The 25,074-nt window shown below is 47.2% G+C and carries 21 protein-coding genes and 2 tRNA genes; 2 read left to right on the top strand and 21 right to left on the bottom strand.

The genetic code is table 11. The features are described 5' to 3' along the window. Positions 1-37 precede the first annotated feature (37 nt). The 21 genes from CXK86_RS25755 to pyrR form a co-directional block, all read right to left on the bottom strand. On the bottom strand, positions 38-367 hold the full coding sequence (locus CXK86_RS25755; protein WP_036614785.1) for a DUF1904 family protein: 330 nt from the start codon (positions 365-367) through the stop codon (positions 38-40). Between the two features lie 160 nt (positions 368-527). Beyond that, a complete protein-coding gene (locus tag CXK86_RS25750; protein ID WP_082219140.1) occupies positions 528-641 on the bottom strand; it encodes a YjcZ family sporulation protein in 114 nt (37 codons plus the stop codon). A 91-nt stretch (positions 642-732) separates the two neighbouring features. Next, positions 733-1,431, bottom strand: a complete 699-nt coding sequence (locus CXK86_RS25745) for a carbon-nitrogen hydrolase family protein (protein ID WP_076250794.1) — start codon at positions 1,429-1,431, stop codon at positions 733-735. A gap of 176 nt (positions 1,432-1,607) precedes the next feature. After that, a complete protein-coding gene (locus CXK86_RS32300) occupies positions 1,608-1,775 on the bottom strand; it encodes a hypothetical protein (protein ID WP_179087852.1) in 168 nt (55 codons plus the stop codon). Between the two features lie 138 nt (positions 1,776-1,913). Then, positions 1,914-3,470, bottom strand: coding sequence for a tetratricopeptide repeat protein (locus tag CXK86_RS25740; protein WP_076250792.1), 1,557 nt, complete (start codon positions 3,468-3,470; stop codon positions 1,914-1,916). A gap of 236 nt (positions 3,471-3,706) precedes the next feature. After that, positions 3,707-4,129: a hypothetical protein gene (locus CXK86_RS25735; protein ID WP_036614795.1), complete on the bottom strand. Its 423-nt coding sequence runs from the start codon at positions 4,127-4,129 to the stop codon at positions 3,707-3,709. Between the two features lie 182 nt (positions 4,130-4,311). Then, positions 4,312-4,385: transfer RNA gene (locus tag CXK86_RS25730), tRNA-Ile, on the bottom strand. Between the two features lie 56 nt (positions 4,386-4,441). Further along, positions 4,442-4,515, bottom strand: a tRNA-Met gene (locus CXK86_RS25725). Positions 4,516-4,586: 71 nt separating this feature from the next. Further along, positions 4,587-4,778 carry a hypothetical protein gene (locus CXK86_RS25720; protein ID WP_047843730.1) on the bottom strand — a complete coding sequence of 64 codons (192 nt, stop codon included), beginning with the start codon at positions 4,776-4,778 and terminating at the stop codon, positions 4,587-4,589. A gap of 106 nt (positions 4,779-4,884) precedes the next feature. Continuing rightward, on the bottom strand, positions 4,885-6,336 hold the full coding sequence (locus CXK86_RS25715; RefSeq protein WP_036674852.1) for an ABC transporter substrate-binding protein: 1,452 nt from the start codon (positions 6,334-6,336) through the stop codon (positions 4,885-4,887). Positions 6,337-6,356: 20 nt separating this feature from the next. Beyond that, entirely contained in the window at positions 6,357-7,220 is an 864-nt protein-coding gene (locus tag CXK86_RS25710) for an ABC transporter ATP-binding protein (protein ID WP_036614799.1), read from the bottom strand. A 2-nt stretch (positions 7,221-7,222) separates the two neighbouring features. Then, positions 7,223-10,144 (bottom strand): ABC transporter permease, encoded by a 2,922-nt coding sequence (locus CXK86_RS25705; RefSeq protein ID WP_076250790.1) that lies wholly within the window; start codon positions 10,142-10,144, stop codon positions 7,223-7,225. Continuing rightward, a complete protein-coding gene (locus CXK86_RS25700) occupies positions 10,144-11,253 on the bottom strand; it encodes an efflux RND transporter periplasmic adaptor subunit (RefSeq protein WP_036614803.1) in 1,110 nt (369 codons plus the stop codon). The genes CXK86_RS25705 and CXK86_RS25700 overlap by 1 nt, the downstream gene beginning before the upstream one ends. Then, positions 11,216-12,145: an ABC transporter ATP-binding protein gene (locus CXK86_RS25695; RefSeq protein WP_253501909.1), complete on the bottom strand. Its 930-nt coding sequence runs from the start codon at positions 12,143-12,145 to the stop codon at positions 11,216-11,218. The genes CXK86_RS25700 and CXK86_RS25695 overlap by 38 nt, the downstream gene beginning before the upstream one ends. Before the next feature lie 290 nt (positions 12,146-12,435). Continuing rightward, positions 12,436-13,077: an orotate phosphoribosyltransferase gene (pyrE, locus tag CXK86_RS25690; protein ID WP_036614805.1), complete on the bottom strand. Its 642-nt coding sequence runs from the start codon at positions 13,075-13,077 to the stop codon at positions 12,436-12,438. Next, positions 13,074-13,814: an orotidine-5'-phosphate decarboxylase gene (pyrF, locus tag CXK86_RS25685; RefSeq protein WP_076250785.1), complete on the bottom strand. Its 741-nt coding sequence runs from the start codon at positions 13,812-13,814 to the stop codon at positions 13,074-13,076. Before pyrF ends, pyrE begins: the two co-directional genes overlap by 4 nt. Before the next feature lie 103 nt (positions 13,815-13,917). Next, complete coding sequence (carB, locus tag CXK86_RS25680) at positions 13,918-17,136, bottom strand: carbamoyl-phosphate synthase large subunit (protein ID WP_036614808.1); 3,219 nt, start codon at positions 17,134-17,136, stop codon at positions 13,918-13,920. Between the two features lies 1 nt (position 17,137). Continuing rightward, positions 17,138-18,280 carry a glutamine-hydrolyzing carbamoyl-phosphate synthase small subunit gene (gene carA / locus CXK86_RS25675; RefSeq protein ID WP_017687333.1) on the bottom strand — a complete coding sequence of 381 codons (1,143 nt, stop codon included), beginning with the start codon at positions 18,278-18,280 and terminating at the stop codon, positions 17,138-17,140. A 429-nt stretch (positions 18,281-18,709) separates the two neighbouring features. After that, the gene (locus CXK86_RS25670; RefSeq protein WP_101314796.1) at positions 18,710-20,014 is read right to left on the bottom strand and encodes a dihydroorotase; all 1,305 of its coding nucleotides are present in this window, start codon (positions 20,012-20,014) and stop codon (positions 18,710-18,712) included. 126 nt (positions 20,015-20,140) lie between these two features. Continuing rightward, a complete protein-coding gene (locus CXK86_RS25665) occupies positions 20,141-21,052 on the bottom strand; it encodes an aspartate carbamoyltransferase catalytic subunit (protein WP_036674848.1) in 912 nt (303 codons plus the stop codon). Continuing rightward, the gene (gene pyrR / locus CXK86_RS25660) at positions 21,052-21,615 is read right to left on the bottom strand and encodes a bifunctional pyr operon transcriptional regulator/uracil phosphoribosyltransferase PyrR (protein WP_017687330.1); all 564 of its coding nucleotides are present in this window, start codon (positions 21,613-21,615) and stop codon (positions 21,052-21,054) included. The genes CXK86_RS25665 and pyrR overlap by 1 nt, the downstream gene beginning before the upstream one ends. Before the next feature lie 710 nt (positions 21,616-22,325). Here pyrR and CXK86_RS32780 point away from each other — a divergent pair. Together CXK86_RS32780 and CXK86_RS25655 are read left to right on the top strand one after the other, a co-directional pair. Further along, positions 22,326-22,541 (top strand): YhgE/Pip domain-containing protein, encoded by a 216-nt coding sequence (locus CXK86_RS32780; RefSeq protein WP_256720007.1) that lies wholly within the window; start codon positions 22,326-22,328, stop codon positions 22,539-22,541. Next, the gene (locus CXK86_RS25655; RefSeq protein WP_256720006.1) at positions 22,522-25,002 is read left to right on the top strand and encodes a YhgE/Pip domain-containing protein; all 2,481 of its coding nucleotides are present in this window, start codon (positions 22,522-22,524) and stop codon (positions 25,000-25,002) included. The genes CXK86_RS32780 and CXK86_RS25655 overlap by 20 nt, the downstream gene beginning before the upstream one ends. Positions 25,003-25,074: the final 72 nt, after the last annotated feature.

Raw genomic sequence — 25,074 nt, 5'->3', positions numbered from 1 at the left:
AAAGAGACGAGCAACATTCTGCTCGTCCCTCACAATCTCAATCCAATCGATAATCTGTAAGCGGCTTGCCTTTTTTATAATACAAAGTAGGTGACAATATATTGAAGAAAATGTGCACATCCGGCATATATGCTTCTTCCAAAATAGCTTGCACCGACGATGCAATCCGATTATGAATCTCCTGGTCACGTTGAAACATCAGAATCTCTATAGAAGCCGGAGAAGGTGTTAGCGCTTGTACATCATGACGCTCTGCCTTCATTCTCTCCCTTGGAATATGAGTAATTAGGGCCATCTGCTCTGTAATTTGGGGTACAACTTCCTCTAGCTGAGGACCTGTGAATCCTTTAAAGCGAATAAACGGCATTGCTATCCCTTCAATCTCTGTTAATAGTCTCTTATGTGATTTTAAGCACATTGTTTTCAGTTGTCAAATGTCATGGATGGCATATGTTGCTTCTTATAAACAGGAAAAGCCCCGCTGAAGTCTCAGCGGAGCCCACTGTTTGCACGTTTCTATACGTGACTTACAGCCAGAAAGATTTTGTGATGATCACGAGCAGGATAAAAAGCACAAGAATTGCACTTGTAGAAGTCCATCCGCCACCAGCATTACAACAACCGTATCCAACTTGACTCATTTGATTGGCCTCCTTTGAATTTCAAGGTATGCCATAACATATGCGTATTCCGCGCAAGTGACCGGGCGAATCGGCAAGTTCAACAGCCCATTCATCCGGGATTCATACCCGTTGATTTAACCGAATGGGCGATGGAGATTTTCAGTTGTTTTTCTTGTGACTCCTGAGGTGAAGGGTCTGTATTTCCTCTGTCCAGAAGGATTGTAAGAGTACGTGTATCACTTCGGGATGCCAGAACAACCTCTCCATCAGGTGTTATACAATACGCGATTGGAATGGATATCTCGCTATCACGGTACGAACCATCCGCATGGCTTGTCCCCATGACAATACATTGATGCTTCAGTGCGATCTGCCGAGCCTCTTCGACCCACTCACTGTACTGTTCTTCACTGAACATGCCCACACCAATGGAATGCATCACAATGTCCACATTCCCTATATTCTCATTGCGAAATCCTTGCAGGACCAGCTCATCACACAACAAAGTGCTTATTACCCAACCCTGTTCCTGAGCCGTCTCAGCAGGTGTATATTTAGCTTTCTCCAATACAATCTCTCCAGCCTTACTGATGATAATTGATCGGTCCTTTGGACGTTCGTCCAGTCTGCGATGACCTGAGACAATCATGGTCCCATATTCAGCCGCCAACCTGCAAGCTTCCTCAACATTCTGGTTCAGATAACCTTCAGGAAAAACCAAAATATCCGCATCAGGGTGTTGCTTGAGTTCGGCTTCAAGCTGTAGCAAATGCTGTTCGAGCCTCGGTTGTCCAATGATAATTTTCATCTGGTATCCCCCAGTCATAAATAAAAGCCGGTTCATACCTGAATAAGGTACGAAACCGGCTTAAAGGTTGCACGAACAGAACAGAACTCCTGCTCACCGTACTTCGCTTCAAGAGTAATTGGTTCTCATGTTATTGCTCGACGACACAATTACCTTTACAGTTGAATGATATGTAGTTAGGCATTTCTACGTTCAATACTATCATATATAGCCTGCCCATCATAGCTTCGATCTGTAGCGATATCTTTCACAAAGAGGGCGCTGTTTTCATTTCCAGATAAGATACTCAGTGCCCCCAGCACCCAAGCAAGTGGATATAATGCAACGGATAACATTTTCTTCATAATTCTGTCTCCTTTTCTGTTTAAACAGATGATTGGTTGAATATTCCATTAATACGATTACACCCCAAATAAGTTTCAATTTTATATACAACCATAACCAACATTTTACATACAGGAGACATACTAAAATTGTTCCGTTCAGATCAATTCAAAACTCTGGAGCAACGCTGCTGCCTCTTCATGATCAGGTTCCAGAGCCAATACTTTATGCGTATATGACAGGGTTTCTTCTTCCAGTTCAAGTTCATAACAGCACACAGCCAAATCGTATAAGACGGCTGGATTATGGTTACTCGGATCTGCAACCAACGATATCTCCAGAAACCGTTTTGCATCCTCATACATATACATCTCATATAACAGCTGCCCTGCCAGAAATGCGAGACCTCCTTGTTGCTCCATCACATAGTAGGACGACCACATCGTATGAATACCAGACTGAATATCGAGCATTTCCTCATCACTTGCATCAGGAAGAAGACTGGAAATGTGGGTAGCACTGTGAATCAAGAACTCCGCATCATATCCACCCAGACGCCAAAACGGCAAAATATGCTTTAACTCCATACTCTCTATTCGAGAGTCTACCCATTGTTTCATGCTGAAAAAGTCATCCGGTCCAAAACGTTCAACAAATCGATGGTAGGCCAGACGTGTGTTCACATAACTAATGGGTTCTTCAACCATCAACATACACCCAACATTCAGATCTTTATAATGATGTGTTGTGAATCGAGTATGAGCGCCCTGTTGTTCAAGAACATATTGAATCGCATGGTAGTTAGCCGTTAGAGAAAAACTCCCGTGAAGAACAAATTCAGGTGGCTCTGCGAACTTCCAGTTATCCAGGCGATGATCCCCTTTATCAGCGGTAATCAACACATAACCTGACTGTGACAGCTTGTTCAACCGTTCGAGACAGGACAACCCGATTGCAGGGAACAGAATGTGCGAATCCTCCAGTTCCTCTTTGTACAATGTGATAAGCTCCTGATACGGATAGTTATCCGCACTGTATTCGGGCGCTTGGCGATACTCATAACTCAGCGTCATGTTCTTCAGCATCTCAGCGGGCTCAAGATCAAGACGACGATCCGGAGACTGTACAAGCAGATCACACTCATAGATCTCGCCATCCCCAATGTAGATTAATTCCTGTGGAATGCTGTCAAAAAAGTAATTAGCAATCAACAACAACGGTTGTTTCAGATCACCGGGCTGAATAACCGTTCCTGCAACGACCAGATTCAATTCCGTATCCGCTACAGCGTCAAAACGTGCAAAATCCACTATACCTTGTTGAATAAAGGATTGCATGGATGGATGCTCCTGCCAACCCAGCACATTCTCCGCTACGAGATCCGTCATCACATATCTGAAAGGCGGTAAAGGTATTCCAGCAAATTCCTTTAACTCAAGCAATTTCAGGAGAACTTGATGTGCCAAACGCCCTACACCCGCTCCAAGTTCAAGAATGGTTACGGTCTCGTTAATCTTTCCTTTGTTCGAAAGGTCCTGAAGAAAGCCAAAGATCATCTCTGCATACGCCGTGGCAATCATTGGATTACTCGTAATATATTGAGGGACTTGGTTCTCTGTCCAAGCTTGTAGCCCCTTCTGCTCATAATAAGCTCTCTGCCAATCCCATACCGGAGCTTCACTGTAACGAAAACGTTGACTTTCATTTGACGTCATTAAACGGAAACCTGCTTTCTATCACTAATTTCATACGTTTCTCAGATGTTCACGTATTATTTGATGTCCAATACCATTCAATCTCTGTAATGCATTATATCATAGAACCCTACCTACTCGATGAAGTTCAGTTTTCCCCTTCAACAGGAAAAAAACCTGCTTTTGAGGGCAGGTCCTTAAGGCCTTTCAATTAAGAAGACTATTGATCTAGTTTACTTAGGCAAGGACGCTCAACATTAGTCGGAATATACAGCTCCATCAAAGTTCTCAGGGCCTACACGGATCGTACCGAGCAAGTTGGAACTGATAAATGCAGTGTACGTCAATTGAGGTGTGATAGGCGGGTTGAAGTCATCTGCAGAGAACGTAATAATCTGAGGTGCAAGGACACTCAAGCTAAACGTAGACGTTGCGGAATAGATCACAGGGTCCGTAGCCAAAGTCCCCCTAACAATTGTAATAGTTACACCAACGAGTGCCAAAGGAAGTTGCACAGACACCGTTCCTTTGAATTGTACCCGTGGGTTTGCCCCTGCTCCTGCTGTTTGCAGACCAATCTGACCGAATAATTGTGGTGTATTAATAACCAGAATTGGTATTGCAATAGAGTTAGCCAAACTCGCATTCTGAGATGTTCTTGCATCAAGAAATTGACTCATGAAATCTACCTCCTATGGGTTGGGATAAGGTAGTATATGCGAGATTTGAGATATGGCATGGACATACATCGTGATTCGAAAAAAAGGGCATACTAGAAAGACACCATTTACAAGATACCTTTTACTTCAGAGCTTACATGCAGACAGAAAAAAACCCTTGCTAGGCAAGGGTTTTAAGAGTATGGGCCCTACAGGACTCGAACCTGTGACCAATCGGTTATGAGCCGACCGCTCTAACCAACTGAGCTAAGGGCCCTAGACATAATGTATAACGTGCAGATGATGGCTGTGAATCATCCAAGTGAAATTAAATTGCGGGGGCAGGATTTGAACCTGCGGCCTTCGGGTTATGAGCCCGACGAGCTACCGGGCTGCTCCACCCCGCGTCAGTAAGAAATATTAAAACAGCGACTTAATTAATATACACCATTCTATCCCAATAAGTCAAGGGGTAATGTCAGGGAATAAAACGTACACCGTAACGTCCTTTACGTGATCGATAAACTTCCACTTCCGCTGGTTCATTATGACCGTAAATCCACCCATCCTGCTCCATACGTTTGGCCAGACACCCTGCCTGAAATTTGGTTGCATACAACTTGCTGAAATATACCCAGTGCATACCGCTCGTCCTTTCCGGAGTCGTCATTTATTCCTGCTTTTTGTAGAATACCCCATTTTCATAAAAATAGCCGCCAAAGATTAAAATCTTCAGCGGCTATCCTTAACTTATGATATGACTACTACATCAAATCTCATTGAAACGTAGCTTTAGGATCCTTTTTCAATTTCTCCAGCATCTCGTTTCCTTTAGCTGCCCACTCACCAAGTGCTTCTTTTGGTGTCTTTTTGTTCTCTAGTACCTGGTTGAAATATTCCATACCTTTTTCATTGACTTGCCATAAACCTGGGGATTTTTGATACATTTTATCCAGATTGGTATTTGTTGGCGGAATCGGCTTCAGCGAATAGAATGCTTGAATGTTATAATCCAGGCCGTCTTTGGGCTTAATGAAACTCTTCCGTGATACCATCTCATAGCTGCTGCGTGCTTTAATCTTAGCCCAGTCCTCACTGTTCATGTACTTGATCAGTTCCCACGCATCATCCGGGTTCTGAGCCGCACTATTAATCGCCATGAGGTTGCTCAGGTAGATGCTACCTCCAATTTCAGGAGCTTCCGGGTGAACTGGAGGTGTTACCACATCCCAATCCACTTTCGTAAAGTCTTTCATTTTATCCGCATTTTTATTGGCATCAATTAATTGATTAATATAGCTGTAATCACCAATAACCATGGCTGACTTGCCACTCAGGAATAGGTCACCCTGTACCGGATCATAACGCCCACTCGGATTCTGATCCTGTGGCTCGTCGCCTTTAGGAATAACTTTGTCAATCGCAAGTTTGCTGATGGTGCTCCACACTTTCTCCCATTGAGGAGAATCTACTGTCATCTTCTCTGCTTTGTCATCAAACGTCTTCAGCTGCAACGAGCTGTAGTACTGCTGCATGGAGTAGTACGGCGGACCACCCTGATATGTCGTGAAGGAGAAACCAAATACATGATCTTTACCTTCACCTTTCGTTAGACGGGTACCCAGATTGAAAATATCATCCCAAGTCATATTGTCCGTTGGTGGTTCCACGCCTGCTTTTTCAAACATACCCTTGTTATAGAACAAAGCGGAGGAGGAAAACGTTGGTGTCAATGCATAGATGCTCTGGTCCCCAAGGTCCTTAATTCCCTCCAGCACACTAGGCACGATATCACTGGTATCAAACTTGTCTTCCTGCATCAATGGGTCCAGCTGTTTGACCAGATTCTCCTGAATTAATGATTTGACTGTAGAGGTATCCGCCACGATGACGTCAACCGGATTATCCCCAGTCATAATCTTCTTCAGACTTTCCATCGTATCCGGAGCTTCCTGCTGTTCTTCTGTGTTACCGTACCCATACATGCTGCTCTGATCAACGGCAGCCACAATCTCGATCGTTACATTGGGGTGTGTCAGTTCAAAAGCATCGGTAAATTGCTGACGGAAGTAACTGTCATCCTGTCCGCCCCACATCGTAGCCACACGCAATACGCGCTGCTCCGTATCCTTCGCCTCACTTGCCGTACAGCCGGCAATCAGCGGCAGTGCTAGCGTCGCAGTAGCGATGACAGCCAGCACACGTTTTCCCCACATACTATTCTTCATTTCCCAGTTCCCCCTCTTAATTATCTTGGCGGTGTAATGACAATACGTTCACCGTCAAATTCCAATGTCGCCCGGTTATCAATGGATAAGGCCTCCAGATACTCTTTAGGCACCTGAAGTCGCCCTGCACGGTCAATAATGACAAATGCTTCATGGATATCTGGCATACCCGCCTCGGACAAGTTATGCTCATCATCCAGATTCGGGTTGCGCTTCACAAACTCGGTGCTGGTCAAGCCGTCCCGAATCGCAACGATCCGGTCCACCTTGCCAGCAAGCGTCAAGTCATGGGTAACGATGACAATCGTAACGCCAAGTTCCTTGTTCATTCTTCGAAAAATGCCCATGATTGTATCACATGTCTCGGAATCGACCGAACCGGTAGGTTCATCTGCAAGCAGAATTTTGGGACGATTGGATAATGAGATCGCAATCGCTACCCGTTGTTGCTCTCCCCCTGACAATTGATGCAATTTGTTATGCATCCGATCCTTAAGGCCTACCCATTCGAGCAACTGTTTCGCGTAAGCACGATCACGCTTGCCTCCCAGTATCATGGGAGTCTCCACATTTTCCAGTGCAGTGAGATAAGGCAGCAAGTTACGACCGTTATTTTGCCAAATAAAACCTACCGTATGACGTTTGTATTCGACCAATTGAGCATCTGTCATCTTGAGCAAATCCCAGTCTCCCACAACAGCCGTACCAGCCGTAGGACGATCAAGTCCGCCTAGAATATTCAGCAGCGTGGATTTACCGCTACCGCTGTTACCGATGATCGCCATCATTTCACCTTGATTGACAGTCAGGTTGAGACCCTGAAGGGCAACGACTTCCACATCGCTGGATTTAAAAATTTTGACAAGTCCTTCGCATTGGATCACGTTTACCTCTCCTCTCCCATTTTGACTGCCTGGTGAACTCGCAATCTGCGAATCTGCCAGAGCAACATCGTTGCACCAATGACCAGCATCACTACGGTGACCCCATACAGTTGCAACATATCTTGCTGTTCAAACACAATCCGGAACGGAGGTACCTGAGCAGATACATTATCCGTCGTTTGCAGGAATGGCAGGAATAAACGACTGGATACCTGACCAATCCCAATACCTAGCAGGATCGATAGACCTGCTGTGAACACCTGCTCCAGCAGCAGCATGCCGCTTAGTTGTGCCCGGGATAACCCCATGGCCCGTAATACACCAAACTGCACAACACGTCCGGACAGGTTGAAGAACCAGTACAGCACGTATCCGATCAACGAAATAATAACCGATACCAGGAATCCAAGGCTCAGTATCCCGAATACGCCACCTCGAGACGGATGTTTAGCCTGAGATACCAATTCTGTGCGGACGTCACGTACAGATGATAACTCAATGCCTTCTGCTGCAAGTTTCTCCATTAGTGGAGCCACTTTGGCATCCGGTTCCATTTTCAGCCACACCTCATAAGGAATCAAAGGCACCTGATCATAGATATAATCCAGATTCGCCACGAAAAATGGCATCTGATCCGGATACTGCGCTGGCCAGTAAGGTATGATCCCAAACACGACGAATTCAATCGCCTGTCCCTGTACACCCATGGAGACGAGGTCTCCAGTTTTGAGTTTGAACTTGTCAGCAAATTTGGAAGAGATCAATACAGCCCCTTCATATTTACCAAGCAAGTCAAGGTACTTGTAGGGATGTGCCGGGAACAGATCGTTGCGGAACCATGCCACTTGAGCAAAGTCCACATTATCAATTCCGACCAGCATCCCCTGTCCGCCCGATTTACCAGAGACGATAATATTGCCTTTGGTCTGTAGCACGCGTGCTGCATGTTCAACCCCGTCTAATCTGCGGAACACTTCAAATGGAGGTTCGGAGTAGATGACTTTGGATGGCTGCGAAGAACCGCCACCACCACCTGGAGCACCTCCACCGCCATTGCCTCCGCCGGAACCACCACCAGCAGAACCTCCTCCTCCATTACCGCCACCTTGTTGACCTCCACCCGTACCGCCGTTCTGTCCGGAACCACCGGGTTTAACCTCAGGTGTTCCTTCCCATACAGTCTGCATAATCACATCAGAACCATAACGGTACAAGGTACGCTCAGTGGAATTCAGATCAATCGTCCGAGCTGCAGCCGAGTTGTACACCCCAAGTCCCAGTGTCAGTACAAGGAGGATCATCAGCGGATAATATGAAGAAGATGAACGCGATAACTGCGTTAATGTCAGATACAACGGGACCGGGAGAAACTTGCGACCGATCAACTGAATAAGCTTTAATATCCACGGGAACAAGCGCAGGAAGAATAGTCCAAGCGCAAAGATCGCGAGTGCGGGTACAAAGAATAGAAACGGCTGTACCTGCAACTGATCGGTTGTCATTCCGGTCTGGAAGGTCAACATCTGACGTTCATAGAACAGGTAGTATCCATATCCAGCCAGACCCAGCAACACAACGTCCAGGAACCAGCGCTGCCATACTGGAGCACGGTCTGTTCGTGCTTGCCGCCGTTTGGCAGATACAATGGTTGCCCGTGCATAAGTTATCGCAGGGATAAGTGATGCGATGATCGCTACAAGGACCGCTGCTACTCCCAGGAGAATAGCTTCTTTTGATACACCGATCGGAATAGACTTCCGATCTACGAACGAGAGAAAGCCACTTGCTGAACCAATACTCTTGGCCATAAACCAACCGAGAAACGGTCCAATAATCAACGCAATAACGCCCAGGAATATACCTTCAAGCAAGTAAAGAGAGAAGATCTGCCGAGCTGAAGCTCCACGGCTACGCAATACCGCAATATCACTCTCTTGCTTCTGTAATGACTGTCTGGCGTTCATCGCAATAAAATAAAAGACCATCGCAATCATCGGTGCTGCCAAGGTAAACAACATGGTCTGCAGTTGCAGACTCTGACTGCGGAACTGCTTAAGCAGATCACCAAAGGTGATGTCCACTTTTGTATCTTTCAGCCGCTGGTACAGATCGATATCCAGCCTTTCCAGCATGGAAGTCAGACCTGATAACTGGCTGGTTTGAATTTCTTTCAGATCAAAGGCATAATACCAACGTGAATTTTGAAGTGGAATCCCTTTTTCCTTCAGTAAAACATCATTAAAAACCGATTCATCCACATATAGTCCATTCATCATGCCGTCAAATCCTTGTACCCAGTAAGGGCTGTTCGGATCATCTGCCTTGAAGGAACCCGTAATCTTCACACGTAACGTGATATCAAGACCGCTATACACTGGATATTCCAGAATGTCACCGATATGCAGGTCGTTACGGTACATACCCTCTTCCAACATGACTGCCTCGATCGTGTCATCTTTGACCTGGTTTCCAGGTTTCACCCCGGCAGAGTAATTCACCTGTGCATCCAGTCCACTCATCGTGCCCAGACTCATACTGCGCGCCCTGCTGGCATCCACTTTGGTTGGATCTTCCGGGCTCACTTCTGTGCTGCGAATGGATCTCGAATTCACATACGTATGAAAAGGAAACCCGATGTCGCGAGGGACATCCTCACGAATATAACGATCTACTTCATCCAGACCCCGTGTGTCTGTCTTCACGCCACCAGGTGCCTGATAACTCATCAGCAACGAACCGGCTGGCAACCCTTCACTGTTATCCTGCAGCGTTTGCGCGACGACCCGTTTCAACGCACCATCGGCATACATTGGAATACTGACGGTGAACGCTACCGCCACAATCAATCCGATCAGTGTGCTGAAGGTCATCCAGCGCGTGTTCCACATTTTGCGGAACAGCAACCGAAGCAATGGCAGCCCCATTAGCGTCCCACTACTTTCTGACCTACGGTCAGACCTTTCAGAATCTCGACATCTGTCGATGTCTGCTGTCCAACTTCAACGTCCACTTCACGCTTGCTGCCATCACTCTCCACCACTTGTACATACGTTCTTGAACCGATGGAGCGTAAAGCGGATACAGGAATCACAATCGCGTTCTCGGTACGCTGCGTTACAATCGAGACCGATAGTGGTGTGCCACGTTCGACGCCTTTTGGCATTTTTGCAAGTGTAACGATGACATACTTATCCAGCGTTTCCTTGGTTGGAGGCGTACCGCCTTCACCCGTCCCTTCGCCACTGCCGCTTCCCGATGCTTCCGCGATAGGCATAACTTTAATTTTGCCAGCGACTTTACCAGCTCCATTAATATCTACTTCTGCCTTCATACCGGCCGAGAACTTCTCCAGATCTTCCTTGGCAAAGGTAGCTGCCACAACCAGATTCGATGTATCCGCAATCGTAGCAATCGGATCATACGCTTTCACAGTTGCACCCTTCTCTACCTGCACAGCAATAACGGTGCCGCCAAACGGAGCGGTCAACGTGGCTTTGCCCAGTTGTTCCTCCAGATCAGCGAGTTCCTGGCGTAGTTCTTCGAACGCAATCGTTGATTCTTCGAACTCTACCGGGTCCATCTCATCCTTCTTGCGGAGTGTTTCCTTCATTTGAACTTCGGATTTGCGAATAGCCAGTTTCTTGCCACGGATCTCCTTCTCTACACTCTCCACATCGAGGACAGCAAGAAGTTGACCCTTTTTCACTTTATCCCCTGGTTTAACATTTAATTCTTTGACATGCATGCCATCAAGCGTGAAGTACACCTTCTCTTCCCGCTGACTCATCATCTTGCCGCTACCACTTACTTTTTTCTCCAACGTTTCCGTCCGGACTTCATATTCCGGTTTCTTGGAGATCGTTGGTGGTGTAATAGGCGGAAGTACTTCTTCCTCTGTTTCTGACGGCAGCAATGAGCAGCCGGACATCGTTGCAACCATTATCGCACCGAGTACAATAATCGCTGCGCGTTTCCCCCTCTTCGGAGCGGCCCCTTTACTTGATAAATCTGCCGTCCGCCATTTCATAAACATGGTCCGCAACCTCCAAAATTGTAGGATCGTGTGTAGTCATACATATTGTTACTTGTTCTACTTCAATAATATTGCGGAATACGGCCATGACCTGAGCGCCCATCTTGGAATCCAGTTCCGCTGTAGGCTCATCCGCAAGCAACAATCTGGGTCTATGGGCAATCGCCTTGGCTATAGCCACCCGCTGTTGCTCTCCCCCGGACATCTCGAAAGGTCGGTGCTTCACCCGTTTGGATAATCCAACCAGATCCAGACAGTGACCAACCCTGTCCTTCCATTCCGCTCGCGGAACGTCCGCCATTCGCAGCGACAGTTCTACATTTTCCCAAGCAGATAATAAGGGCATGAGTGCATACGCCTGGAAAATAAAACCGATCTCTTTGCGCCGCAAAGCGGTCCGCCGCCGGTCTCCCCAATCCTGAAGAGGCTGACCAGAGAACAGAATGTCTCCACTTGAAGGCTGATCCAGTCCACCGAGCATATTCAGCAGTGTTGTTTTGCCTGAGCCCGATCGCCCCTTCAGCATGACCAGTTGTTGCGGATTCACTTCCATATCAATGCCTTTGAGCACATGGATAATGCGACTGCCTGTCTGGAAACTGCGATGCACGTTACGCACCTCCAGTACAGGTCCATCATATGGAGGCAGCATATCCTTCTTTGGTTTGATCTTCTTCTGGGGTTCATCAACGGTAGTGACAGCAGCTGCAGCCACTTCATCTGAAGCGATTTCACTTTCAGGTAACGGAGGTTTACTTGTCGGGTAATCGTGTTCATTGTTGTATGTATTTTCCCCCGACTCCGTCGATGCCTCCAACGGTGTTTCCCCCTGTTGATGTTCATCGCCTGACTGGCTCTTGGCAGGTCTTTTTCTGAGAAATAAATTCTTCATGCCAGCAATCACGCTCATCCTTTCTTGAAATCCCGTTCATTTCTTCAAAAAACCTAAAATTAGAAATCTGTTCCATCCTACACTGAATTATAAACGACCGATCACAACTAAAAGTTACAAGCTTTTTACAACGGTAGAGAGAAAAAGTTAATATTTTGATGAACAAACAAAAAAAGCACCCCAAAGTGCGGGATGCATCTTGCATATTCGATGGTTTTGCCGCTATGACGGCAATCATTACAATTTTGATACCGTTCATTCCTGAACATTTTTTTGAGGTATCAATGATATTATTTACCAAATGAAGAAGGATCTTCACGCCAGGATTTAAGCAACTCAAAGTCACTCTCCTGAATCGTTCCCTGAGCCAAAGCCACATCCATCAGCGCCGTGTAATTGGACAACGTCTGAAGTGGAATTCCAGCATCTTCAAATGCTTTAACACCTTTATCCAGCTGGTAGCTGAAAATGGCAAGTACGGCGAGAGGTGTTGCGCCTGCTACACGTACGGCTTCGGCTGCTTTGATCGAGCTTCCACCTGTAGAGATCAGATCTTCGATGACAACCACTTTCTGTCCTTCGGTAATCAGACCTTCGATCAGGTTCTCCTTGCCGTGTCCTTTCGCTTTATCACGAATGTAGGCCATCGGCAGATCCAGCTTCTGAGCCACCCAGGCAGCATGCGGAATACCTGCGGTTGCTGTACCTGCGATGACTTCTGCATCCGGGTACTGGTTCCGAATGATTGTTGCAAATGCTTCAGCGATATCGTTGCGAATCTCCGGATAGGACATCGTTAAGCGGTTATCACAGTATATTGGTGATTTGATGCCGGATGTCCATGTAAATGGCTGCTGCGGACGTAACGCCACGGCTTTAATTTTCAAAAGTTGGGAAGCAATATGATTCGGAATCTCATTCAGTTCGATCATGCGTTCAACATCTCCTTCAAAATGGTTTCTACCGCTTCTCGCGGATTGGGAGCGCCTGTAATGGGTCTGCCTACAACAATGTAATGACTGCCTCTGGCGATGGCTTCACCTGGGGTCAAGACGCGTGTCTGATCTCCCAGACCACTACCCGCTGGACGAATTCCTGGAGTAACGGTGTGAAAAGCACTGCCACACGTTGCCCGAATTGCGGGCACTTCCAGTGGAGAAGCAACAACTCCATCCAGTCCGGCCTCTTGGGCTAGTCCTGCATAACGGACCACAGCAGCTTCCACACTTCCCGGGATGCCAATCTCGTTATTCATCGTTTCCAGACTTGTACTGGTGAGTTGGGTGACTGCAATGATCTCGGGCTTGCTAAGGGAAGGATCGGCAGCGATTGCTGCCTCAGCACCTTCACGTGCAGCACGCATCATAAGGGCTCCACCCGCTGCATGTACATTGAACATGTCTACGCCAAGACGTGTGATACTCTCAGCTCCGCCACGAACGGTGTTGGGAATGTCATGCATTTTCACATCCAGAAAAACGGAGTACCCTTTGGATTTCAGCTCCCGAATAAAGTCAGGTCCTGCTGCGTAGAACAGCTGCATACCCACCTTGAGATAACAGGGAATGCCCTCAAGAGCTTGTACCAATTCTTGAGCTTCTTCCGCTCCAGGATAATCCAGTGCCACCATCAGACGGCCAGCCATTTCATTGAAACTCGCTTGATTCATCACCAGCGCTCCCCTCCACTTGCTCATTTTTTCCGTTTTTGCCCGATATAAAGGACATCCCGCCAGCCCGCAGGCTGACTGATGTCCTTCATCAGAGAGTTATTTATTTTACAAAGACAGGCATTGCTTCCGAAGAGAAGTTGATCGTTTGCAGCATGATCAGCAGCGCACGAATCGTATCCAATGAAGTCATACATACAATGCCGTTTTCTACCGCTTCACGACGGATACGGAATCCATCACGCTGCGGTGTTTTGCCTTTGGTGAGTGTGTTGAAGACAAAGTTTGCTTCGCCGCTACGGATCATATCCAGAATGTTCGGCGAACCTTCACTTAATTTGTTCACAGTCGTTACCGGAATGTTCGCTGCTTCAAGCGCAGCTGCTGTTCCGCCGGTAGCCATGATTTTGTAACCCAGTCTGTAGAAACCTTCGAGCAAAGGAACCGCTTCGTCTTTGTCTTTGTCTGCTACAGTTACTACGATCGCTCCTGTTGCCGGAATTTTCATTCCTGCGCCGATGAGACCTTTGAACAACGCTTTAGCGTAATTCGGGTCACGGCCCATAACCTCACCTGTAGACTTCATCTCAGGTCCGAGGGTTGGTTCTACACGACGCAGCTTCGCGAAGGAGAAGACCGGAACTTTAACCGATACATGATCCGATTCAGGCCACAGCCCGTCAACATAACCAAGATCTTTTAGTTTCACACCCAGAATGGCTTGTGTTGCCAAGTTCGCCATCGGAATGTTGGTTACTTTACTCAGGAATGGTACGGTACGGGATGAACGCGGGTTCACCTCGATAATGTACACTTGGCCATCATGGATAACAAACTGGATGTTGACCAAACCTACCGTTTTCAGTTCTTTCGCAATTTTGATTGTAATCTCTACAATTTTCTCTTTCAAATCCTGGGACAGATGTTGAGGAGGATATACCGCGATGGAGTCACCAGAGTGAACCCCTGCACGCTCGATATGTTCCATGATTCCCGGAATCAATACCGTTTCACCATCACAGATGGCGTCAACCTCAACTTCTTTACCCATCATGTAACGGTCGATCAGGACCGGATGCTCTGGATTGATTTTAACCGCCTGTTCCATGTATGTTAGCAATTCAGCATCGGAGTATACAATCTCCATCGCACGACCGCCGAGTACATAAGAAGGACGAACCAAGACAGGGTAGCCCAGACTTTGAGCTGTTTCTACCGCATCATCAACGGAAATGACTGTTTTACCTTTTGGCTGTGCAATCTCCAGACGGGAGAGCAGACGTTCGAACTTCTTACGGTCCTCCGCCTCATCGATGCTTTCCAGATCCGTTCCGAGAATCGTTACACCTGCATTACGCAGTGGTGCTGCCAGGTTGATGGCCGTTTGACCGCCGAACTGTACGATAACCCCTACTGGTTTCTCCTGTTCAATCACGTTCATGACATCTTCGAAGAAGAGCGGTTCAAAGTACAGGCGATCCGATGTATTAAAGTCCGTAGACACCGTCTCCGGGTTATTGTTGATAATGACTGCTTCATAGCCTGCTTTTTGCAATGCCCATACTGCGTGTACAGTTGAGTAGTCGAACTCGATCCCTTGACCGATCCGGATTGGTCCTGAACCCAGCACCACAACTTTTTTCTTGTCTGAAGGGATAACTTCATTCTCTGTCTCGTAAGTTGAGTAGTAATATGGCGTTGTTGCTTCAAACTCAGCAGCACATGTATCTACCATTTTGTACACTGGGCGCAGGTTCTCTGCTTCCCGACGAGTTCTAACTTCCGCTTCAGTTGTTAATGTGCCTCCTGGTTGACCTTGCGCACGCAGTTCAGCAATGGCACGGTCTGTGAATCCAAGGCGTTTCGCTTGATACAGAATGTCGGAAGACAATTCGGATTCTTCGCGAATGCGATCTTCGAATGCAATCAAACCTTCGATTTTGTCCAGGAACCACCAGTCAATCTTGGTCAGATCCTGCAGCTGTTGCAACGTATAACCTCTGCGGAATGCTTCGGCAATCAGGAAGATACGCTCATCATCTGCTTTGATCAGACGTTCGTTCAAGGTCGCTTCGTCCAGCGTTTCGGCATCCTTCAGGTAGAGGCGATGTACGCCAATTTCCAGGGAACGAACTGCTTTGTGAATCGACTCTTCGAATGTCCGGCCAATAGCCATTACTTCGCCTGTTGCTTTCATCTGAGTTCCCAGTTTACGGTTCGCCGAGATGAACTTGTCGAACGGCCAGCGTGGGATTTTGCTCACGATGTAATCCAGTGTAGGCTCAAAGCAAGCATACGTTTGGCCTGTTACCGGGTTCACGATTTCATCCAACGTGTAACCCATGGCAATTTTGGCAGCCATTTTTGCAATCGGATAACCCGTTGCTTTGGAAGCCAGAGCCGATGAACGGCTTACCCGTGGATTTACTTCGATAACATAGTATTGGAAGCTGTGTGGGTCCAGTGCAAACTGTACGTTACATCCACCCTCGATGTTCAGGGCACGGATGATTTTCAGGGAAGCTGAACGCAGCATTTGATATTCACGGTCCGACAATGTTTGGCTTGGTGCTACGACGATACTGTCACCTGTATGAATACCTACCGGGTCAAAGTTTTCCATGTTGCAGACAACGATACAGTTATCGTTTTTGTCTCGCATAACCTCATACTCGACTTCTTTCATGCCTGCAATGCTCTTCTCGACCAGACATTGCCCAATCGGGCTGTAACGAATTCCCGCTGCCACCGTCTCGCGCAGCTCTTCTTCGTTCGCACAGATTCCGCCGCCTGTTCCGCCCAGTGTATAGGCTGGACGCACGATGATTGGATAACCAATCTCATTCGCAAATTCAAGTGATTCTTCAAGTGTCGTTACGATTACACTCTCTGGTACAGGTTGTTCCAATTCACGCATCAGGTCACGGAACAGATCACGATCTTCCGCTTTCTCGATGGATGTTAACTGTGTTCCGAGCAATTTCACATTTTCACGTTCCAAAACTCCGGCACGTGCCAGTTCCACAGCCATGTTCAGACCTGTCTGACCACCTAGTGTTGGCAACAAGCCATCTGGACGCTCCTGACGAATGATTTGGGTCACGAAATCCAGGGTGATAGGCTCGATGTATACTTTGTCAGCCATGTTTGTATCCGTCATAATGGTCGCCGGGTTGCTGTTGATAAGTACAACTTCCACGCCTTCTTCTTTCAGAGCCTGGCAAGCTTGTGTACCGGCATAGTCGAACTCGGCCGCTTGACCGATGACGATTGGACCGGAACCAATCACCAGGATTTTTTTGAGATCTTTGTTAATCGGCATGTTATTGTGCTCCTTTCACTGCGGCTGCCAATACGGCTTGACGCGGCTTTTGCGGGTTAGTGATCTTGTGCTCGCGAATCATCTCGATGAAGCGGTCGAACAGATAGCTGTTGTCGTAAGGACCCGGGGCTGCTTCAGGGTGATATTGAACCGAGAATGCCGGGAATGATTTATGTTTCAGACCTTCAATGGTCTTATCGTTATTGTTGATATGTGTAACTTCCAGGTCCGTGCTCTTCACAGACTCTTCGTTTACAGTAAATCCATGGTTCTGGGATGTGATGAAGCAACGTCCGCTCTCCAGTTCTTTCACCGGGTGGTTTCCTCCGCGATGTCCAAACTTGAGCTTTTCGGTGTCTGCTCCTGCTGCAAGTGCGAACAACTGGTGACCCAAGCAGATGCCGAAGATCGGGTATTCGCCAAGCAGTTCACTGATCATGTTAACCGCGTGAGGTACGTCTTTCGGGTCCCCAGGGCCGTTGGACAGTTGAATTCCGTCCGGGTTCAGGCGACGAATCTCGTCTGCTGTTACATCGTGTGGAACAACAACTACGTCACAGTCACGTTTGCTGAGTTCGCGCAAAATCCCTGTTTTTGCACCGTAATCCACGAGCACAATACGCTCAGCCGTTCCCGGGCTGTTGTAGACATGCTCTGTAGAAGTCATTGGCACCTGGTTACGCAGCTCAGCAATGGTGGTGTCTCCCATCATCTCCAGCAGTTCTTCCACAGGTTTCGATCCTGTTGTGAGAATTCCCTTCATTGTGCCGTGGTGACGAATCCGGCGAGTCAACATGCGTGTATCAATTTCGCTGATTCCTACGATGCCGTATTCTTTGAGCAGATTGTCTACGCTATATTCCGCACGCCAGTTGCTTGGCGTTGGCTCATGACGACGCACAACGAAACCGTGCACGTATGGACGAATCGACTCAAAGTCATCACGCGTAATGCCGTAGTTTCCGATCAGCGGATACGTCATGGTTACGATTTGACCGCAATAGGAAGGATCCGAAAGCACCTCTTGATAGCCTGTAATTCCCGTATTAAAAACGACCTCACCTGTAGTTTCACCTTCAGCACCAAATGCTTTCCCGGTGAACAGTGTGCCGTCTTCCAACAATAATCTTGCCTGTGCCTGCATCCCATTTCACTCCTCTGTGTTTATCAACGTTGAATGCATTGGGGTTGAACATGGGGGACGTTACGTATGGTGCGGCTCCGTGGGCAGAAAACCCTTTGATCGCTGTTATCCCCGGATTACTTTTTATCATTTTTCAAATGATGTAATCCGGTGATAAAGGCGAACGCTTTGCTTCTTCGGGTTCTTTCTGCCCACTCCGCAGTTACGTTGGTGTCCAAGTTCAAAATCATGACATTCAACTTTGCTTTGTTTCGTATGTTAGACTCTCGGCATGATTTGCCTCGAGTTAGTTGTAAAGATGTTACTGTGTAGAAGTTGTAAATTTAGAGTTATAATGACTTGTTGATTAAAGAGTTAAGAGTTAAGAATTACTGTTACTGAGTTAAAGATATAGAGTTACTGGATTTATTAATTTGCTGAGTTACCGTTTTACTGTTGTACCGTGTTTTGCCACACGCTTTTGCCATCCACCCATGTTTGTGTGGCCCAGCCTTTCAGCTTCCAGCCTGTGAATGGTGTGTTTCTTCCTTTGGTTGCAAACGTTGCAGGATCAACTGCTTTTTCCTCGTTCAGGTCAATCATCGTGATATCGGCTGGTGCTCCCTCTTCCAGTTTGCCTGTATCCAGTCGGAATACACGTGCCGGATCAGCTGTCATGCGTTTCACCAGGAATTCCAAGCTCCACAGTCCTGTTTCCACAAACTTGGTGTACAGCAGCGGGAAGGCTGTTTCGAATCCTACGATTCCGAAAGGTGCCAGCTCCATGCCTTTGGCTTTCTCTTCTTCACTGTGTGGCGCGTGATCAGTTACGATCATATCCAGCGTGCCGTCTAGCAAACCTTCGATACAAGCCTGCACATCGCGTGGTGAGCGTAGCGGCGGGTTCATTTTCCAGTTGGCGTCCATGCCCGGGATATCTTCATCCGACAACACCAGATGGTGTGGACATACCTCAGCAGTTACTTTAATGCCGATGGACTTCGCTAGACGAATCAGACGAACTGATTGCTCTGTACTTACGTGACAGACATGGTAGTGAACTCCTGTTGCTTCTGCGAGCAAGATATCACGGCCAACGTGGATGGCTTCGGATTCATTCGGAATCCCTTTGATGCCGTGACGTTTCGAAAACTCACCTTCTGTCACATATCCACCAACAACCAGTGAGTCATCTTCACAGTGTGCGATCACGGGCATATCCATGCTTGCCGCGAGGCTCATGGCATCTTTCATCATTTGAGCGTTTTGTACGCCTACACCGTCATCTGTGAATCCAATAGCGCCTGCTTCTTTTAATGCGGCAAAATCGGTAAGTTCACGACCCAGTTCATTTTTTGTAATGGCTGCATAAGGCAACACTTTAACCAGATCAGCTTCTTTGGCTTTATCCAATACCAGCTTCACAACTTCCGCTGTATCTGTAACTGGTCTTGTGTTCGGCATGCAAGCGATTGTTGTAAAACCACCTTGTGCTGCTGAACGGGCACCTGTCTCGATCGTCTCTTTGTGTTCGAATCCAGGTTCACGCAGATGCACATGCATATCGATCAATCCCGGAATGACCAGTTTGCCTGATGCGTCTGTCACACTTTGCGCTGACTTTTCGGCATCCAGTACGGCTTGGTCTTCCAGACCAGCGATCTTTTTAATTTTACCTTCATCTATAATGATGGTTTTCCGTTCAAGTTCCCCTTGTTGGTTCAAGACGTTCGCGTTTTTTATAATCTGTAGCATAATTGCCCTCCGCTTCGGTTCTGTCCGGCTTACCAGGCAAGCCGGATGATTTTCTTTATCGTGTACTCTCTTATTGCTCTATAAGAACTACCGTACCGTCAGCCTATGACCCACAGCCAGACCCTGTTACAGTTTCATCGCACGTTCCATAACCGCCATGCGGATTGGAACCCCGTTTGCCATCTGCGGGAAGATCCGCGATGCTTCACTTTCCACAACCGCGTCATCTACCTCGACGTTGCGATTCACTGGAGCAGGGTGCATGATAATGGTGCTTGGTTTTAGGCGTGATGCCCGTTCTTCCGTCAATCCGTAGTGTTCGCGATAATCCTCAGCTGAAGTAATTAAGCCATGTTGATGACGTTCCAGTTGAACACGAAGCATCATGACTACATCTGCATCCAGCGCTTCTTCAAGACCGACATAAGGAGCATGCTCTGCGAGTTCCGGTGCCTGCATCGTTTGCGGTGCACAGAAGCGTACATCCGCACCAAACTTTTGCAGTGCCCACAGGTTGGAACGAGCTACACGGCTATGCAGGATGTCACCAATGATGGAGACACGCAAGCCTTTCAGTTCGCCAAATGCTTTCCTCATCGTGTAGAGATCCAGCAACGCCTGTGTGGGATGCTCATTGTTGCCGTCTCCGGCGTTCACGAGTGGTACATTCACTTTCTGAGCCAGTTGTTGCAGAACGCCTGCCGGTTTCAACCGGATCACGCCTGCATCAATGCCCATCGACTCAAGTGTTCGTACCGTATCGTAGATGGACTCTCCTTTTTCCACACTGGATGCGGCTGCCGTAAAGTTCAGCACTTGTGCGCCCAGACGTTTCTCTGCCATTTCGAAGGAGAAGCGGGTACGTGTGCTGTTCTCGAAGAACATGTTCGCAACGAAGCGTGATTCCAGTACAGGAACCAGTTTCTCTTTCTGCGCTTCCCAGTGAGCCGCTCGGTTCAGAATGGACTCGATTTCTCCTCGACTAAGTTCCTTCAGTCCAAGCAAGCTTCGGTCTCTCAATGCTGTCTGTGTAATCATTATGCTTGCTCCCCCCGGTTCTGAGTGATCTTGACTTCGTCCTGTCCGTCCGTTTCCATGAGTGCAACTTCAATCTCCTCTGATTTGGAAGTCGGCACATTCTTGCCGATAAAATCAGGTCGAATCGGAAGTTCCCGGTGTCCGCGGTCTGCGAGTACAGCCAGCTGAATGTTCTGCGGTCTTCCACAGTCCATCAGGGCATCCATCGCTGCGCGAATCGTCCGTCCGGTATAGAGCACATCATCGAACAAAATCACTTTTTTGTTATGGATCGAAAGTGATTCAGGTGTCATAATCAACATTTCCTTGCGATTCGCTTTATTTTCGTCCAAGCGGTCATCGCGGTAAGGAGTCACATCCAGTTCTCCCCAGGGGACTTTGGCGCCCTCGATTTCTTCAATCTTGGCGGCAATCCGTTCTGCAAGGTAAACCCCGCGTGTACGGATACCAACCAACACACAATCGTCGATTCCTTTGTTTTTCTCCAATATCTCATGGGCAATCCGTGTTAATGCGCGGCGGATCGCCGTCTCATCCATAATGACATGTGTCTCTGTGCTCATGCGTTCAGCCTCCTCAGGATTTCCCTTCAGCATCATGGCCCCGTGACGAGGAGAAAAAAAAAGACTCCTTGCCGTGTTTATTGGCAAGGAGTCTCCGAACTTCAGACCGCTCTGAAGAAAGTTTACTCTCGGGGATGCATCGCTTCATTTGCCGCAGCAAAAAAACGATGTATCGTTCACGTTACCTTGCCAGTCTCACGGGACTGATTTAAAGGTGCTATTCATGTCGTTCATATTGCAGAACCTCACAGGGTTCTGTAATCAATATGTCCGTTTGTCTTCATGAATTATGACAGAAAGACAACCCCCTGTCAACACCTCACCATCGCAGGTGAAAACCCTCTGCTACGTTCTTCTTAGAATCAGCAGTTAGGCTGAAAAACATCCATGCACAATACATCTCATTGGTTATTCATAATTATACAACATTTCTGCATATTTATCCATAGGCAAATGAGAAATTTGATATAACCAAAATAAACCTCTTACTGTACTCAAGTAGAGACAAAACACTTCTTTTTAGAACAAACGGTGAGTTTCATTTTACGCAATATATGAAGGCTCTGAATTAGTACCAAGTGAAATGGGTACAGTTTATAAACATGAACCCATTATTAGATACTGCAATAATGCCGATATACATAAGATTCACAAATTTACGACATAGAAATAAGTTACGCCCTACATTTATGTACATTTAGGAGGAAGTCATGCGTCACATTTGGCACGTTTACAAAACAGACTGGTTGCATATTCTGAAGGTTCCCACAGGTATATTTCTAATTGTGGCTATTATTCTACTGCCCGGGGTGTATGACTGGGTCAACGTGAAGTCCGTCTGGGACCCATACAGTAATACCCAGGGGATCAAAATTGCGGTGACAACTGAGGACAAGGGTGCGACTGTTGAAGGAACCCCATGTTAATATCGGAGACGAACTGGTATCCAGCCTTAAACACAACGAAAAGCTGGGCTGGACTTTTGTGGACCAGGCTGAGGCTAATCGGGGTGTGCAAACTGGAGAGTATTATGCAAGCCTGCTCATTCCGGGGGACTTTTCATCCAAAATTACAGGCATCGTTGATGGGAAGCTGGAGCGACCGGAAGTAATCTATACCGTCAATGAGAAGGTGAATGCCATTGCTCCTAAAATCACAGGCTCTGGTGTATCTGCCATAACAACGCAAATCAATGAAAATTTCACTGAAGCCGTCAGTGAGGCCGTTCTAACCAAGCTGAATGAAGCCGGGGTTGAGATTAATTCCCAGCTTCCAACATTACGCAAAATGGAGAAAGGCATTTTTACACTGGAGAAAAATATTCCGGCTATTCAAGCCGCAGGTCAAAAGGTTCTGGAAGTAGAAAAAGCCATGCCCGAGATTGTAAAAGATGCTCAAAAGATCGTTGAAATCGAGAAAAAACTGCCTGAAATCAATGAAGCAGCACAGTATGTGCTCAAGGTGCAGGAGTATTGGCCACAAATTAATGATGCGGCTTCCGAAGTGCTGGCTATTCAAGGGCGAATACCGGATATACAAAAAGCGGTAGATCGCATTCGAGAAGTGGATGAAAACTTTGGACAGGTATCAGATGTTATCCAAACGGCGCTGGATAAAACGAACAAAGCTCTGTCTATCGTAACGGCCGCAGAACAAGATTTGGACAAAGTATCACAAATCGCTGGCAACGGGATTGAGCTTGCAGAGGGATTAAATCAGTTCGTGGATTCCAGTGAAGAAGCGTTTCAGACAATTGGCCCGACGATCCGCCAAAATCTGCTGCTGGTGCAGCAGATTACTAACGCTGCAGGAGACGTATTTGCACAATTGCAAAATTCGGATCTTAATAACCTTCCTACAGTAGAAGATCTCGACCGGATTGCTTCACGTTTAGGGGTTGCGGTAAAACTCGTGGACAGTATGGCAGAACTACTGGGCAACATCAATAACTTGCTTCCAAGCCAACCACTTGCCGATAAAATCACACAACTGAACTCCATTTCAGATAAACTTCAGTTGCAGATCCGCTTGGCTGGCATCATCAGTGATGCCATGCGTCGTAATACAACTCCACCAACAGAGGTCATCGCTCAGTTAAATACTCTCTCGAAGGACATCAGCAGCGGGATTGGCAATATCTTAAACACCTATGAAAGTGAAATATCGCCTGCACTTGCAGCTGGTGCGGATAAGCTCAGGTCTACCCTCTCCACTTCAGCAGAAACTCTGCAAGGAGCAAAAGATCGTATTCCGGATATTGCGGACATTCTTGCATCAGCCAAAGAAGGAATTACGTTTGGGCAGGCCGAGTTGACAAAAATCCAGAGCGAACTGCCTCAAATACAATCTAAGATCCATAAGATATCAGAAACACTCGCGAACAAAAGTGAAGGTTTTATCCAAGCTCTGAACACAGTGTCTTCATTAATTCGAAACGATCTGCCCAAGCTGGGAAACAAACTGAACGAAGCAGCTGATTTTGTTCGTAATGATCTGCCTACTGCCGAGAAACAGATAGGCAAGGCATCCGATTTTGTACAGAATCAGCTGCCGGAGGTCGAAAAAGGAGTTCACCGTGTTGCCGCGCTTGTACGTGATGATCTGCCAGCATTGGAAAGTGCCATCAGCAAGGCTGCTGACAAACTTCGGGAGGTCGAAGGTAATAACCAGTTTGCGGAGCTCGCCAAACTTTTGCGCGGCGATATTGAAGAAGAGAGTGCTTTCCTTGCAAGTCCGGTGCAAATTAAGGAAAAACAGCTTTACCCAATTCCGAATTATGGATCGGCCATGTCACCATTTTATGGCGTGCTGTCTCTGTGGGTTGGCTCAACACTGTTGATTTCTCTGCTTCGTGCCGAAGCTGAAAATCCAGGGGGCAAGTTCCGGGGATATGAGTTATATCTTGGACGTCTCGCTACTTTTCTGACCATTGGGTTACTTCAGGCGATATGTGTCACCCTGGGAGATATCTTAATCCTGGGTACCTATGTTGCAGATAAACTGTGGTTTGTCCTGTTTGCCATGCTGGTGAGTGCCGTATTTGTCACCATAACGTACACCCTGCTGTCCGTATTTGGAAATATCGGAAAAGGGATCGCCATTATCTTCATGGTGTTCCAGTTCTCCAGCTCTGGCGGTACGTTCCCAATCAGCATGACATCACCCTTTTTCCAAGCATTGAATCCGTTCATGCCCTTCACGTATGCGATCAGTCTGCTGCGTGAGTCGGTCGGCGGCATATTGTGGTCTACTGCCATCAAGGATATTCTGTGGTTGTGTATGTTCATCGCGCTGAGTCTCATTGTTGCTCTCGCTTTGAAACGTCCACTCAGCAGTCTCACCAAACGTTCAGCCGAGAATGCCAAGAAGACCAAAATTATTGCTTAACTCATTTGCTCAACACTAATTAAGAAAAGGCCATTGGACTTTACATCCAATGGCCTTTTCTTATTTCATTAT

Source organism: Paenibacillus sp. BGI2013 (assembly GCF_002843485.1).
Lineage (GTDB): Bacteria > Bacillota > Bacilli > Paenibacillales > Paenibacillaceae > Paenibacillus > Paenibacillus amylolyticus.
Note: the sequence above shows the minus strand (reverse complement) of the source record. Positions and strands in the feature narration are given on the sequence as shown.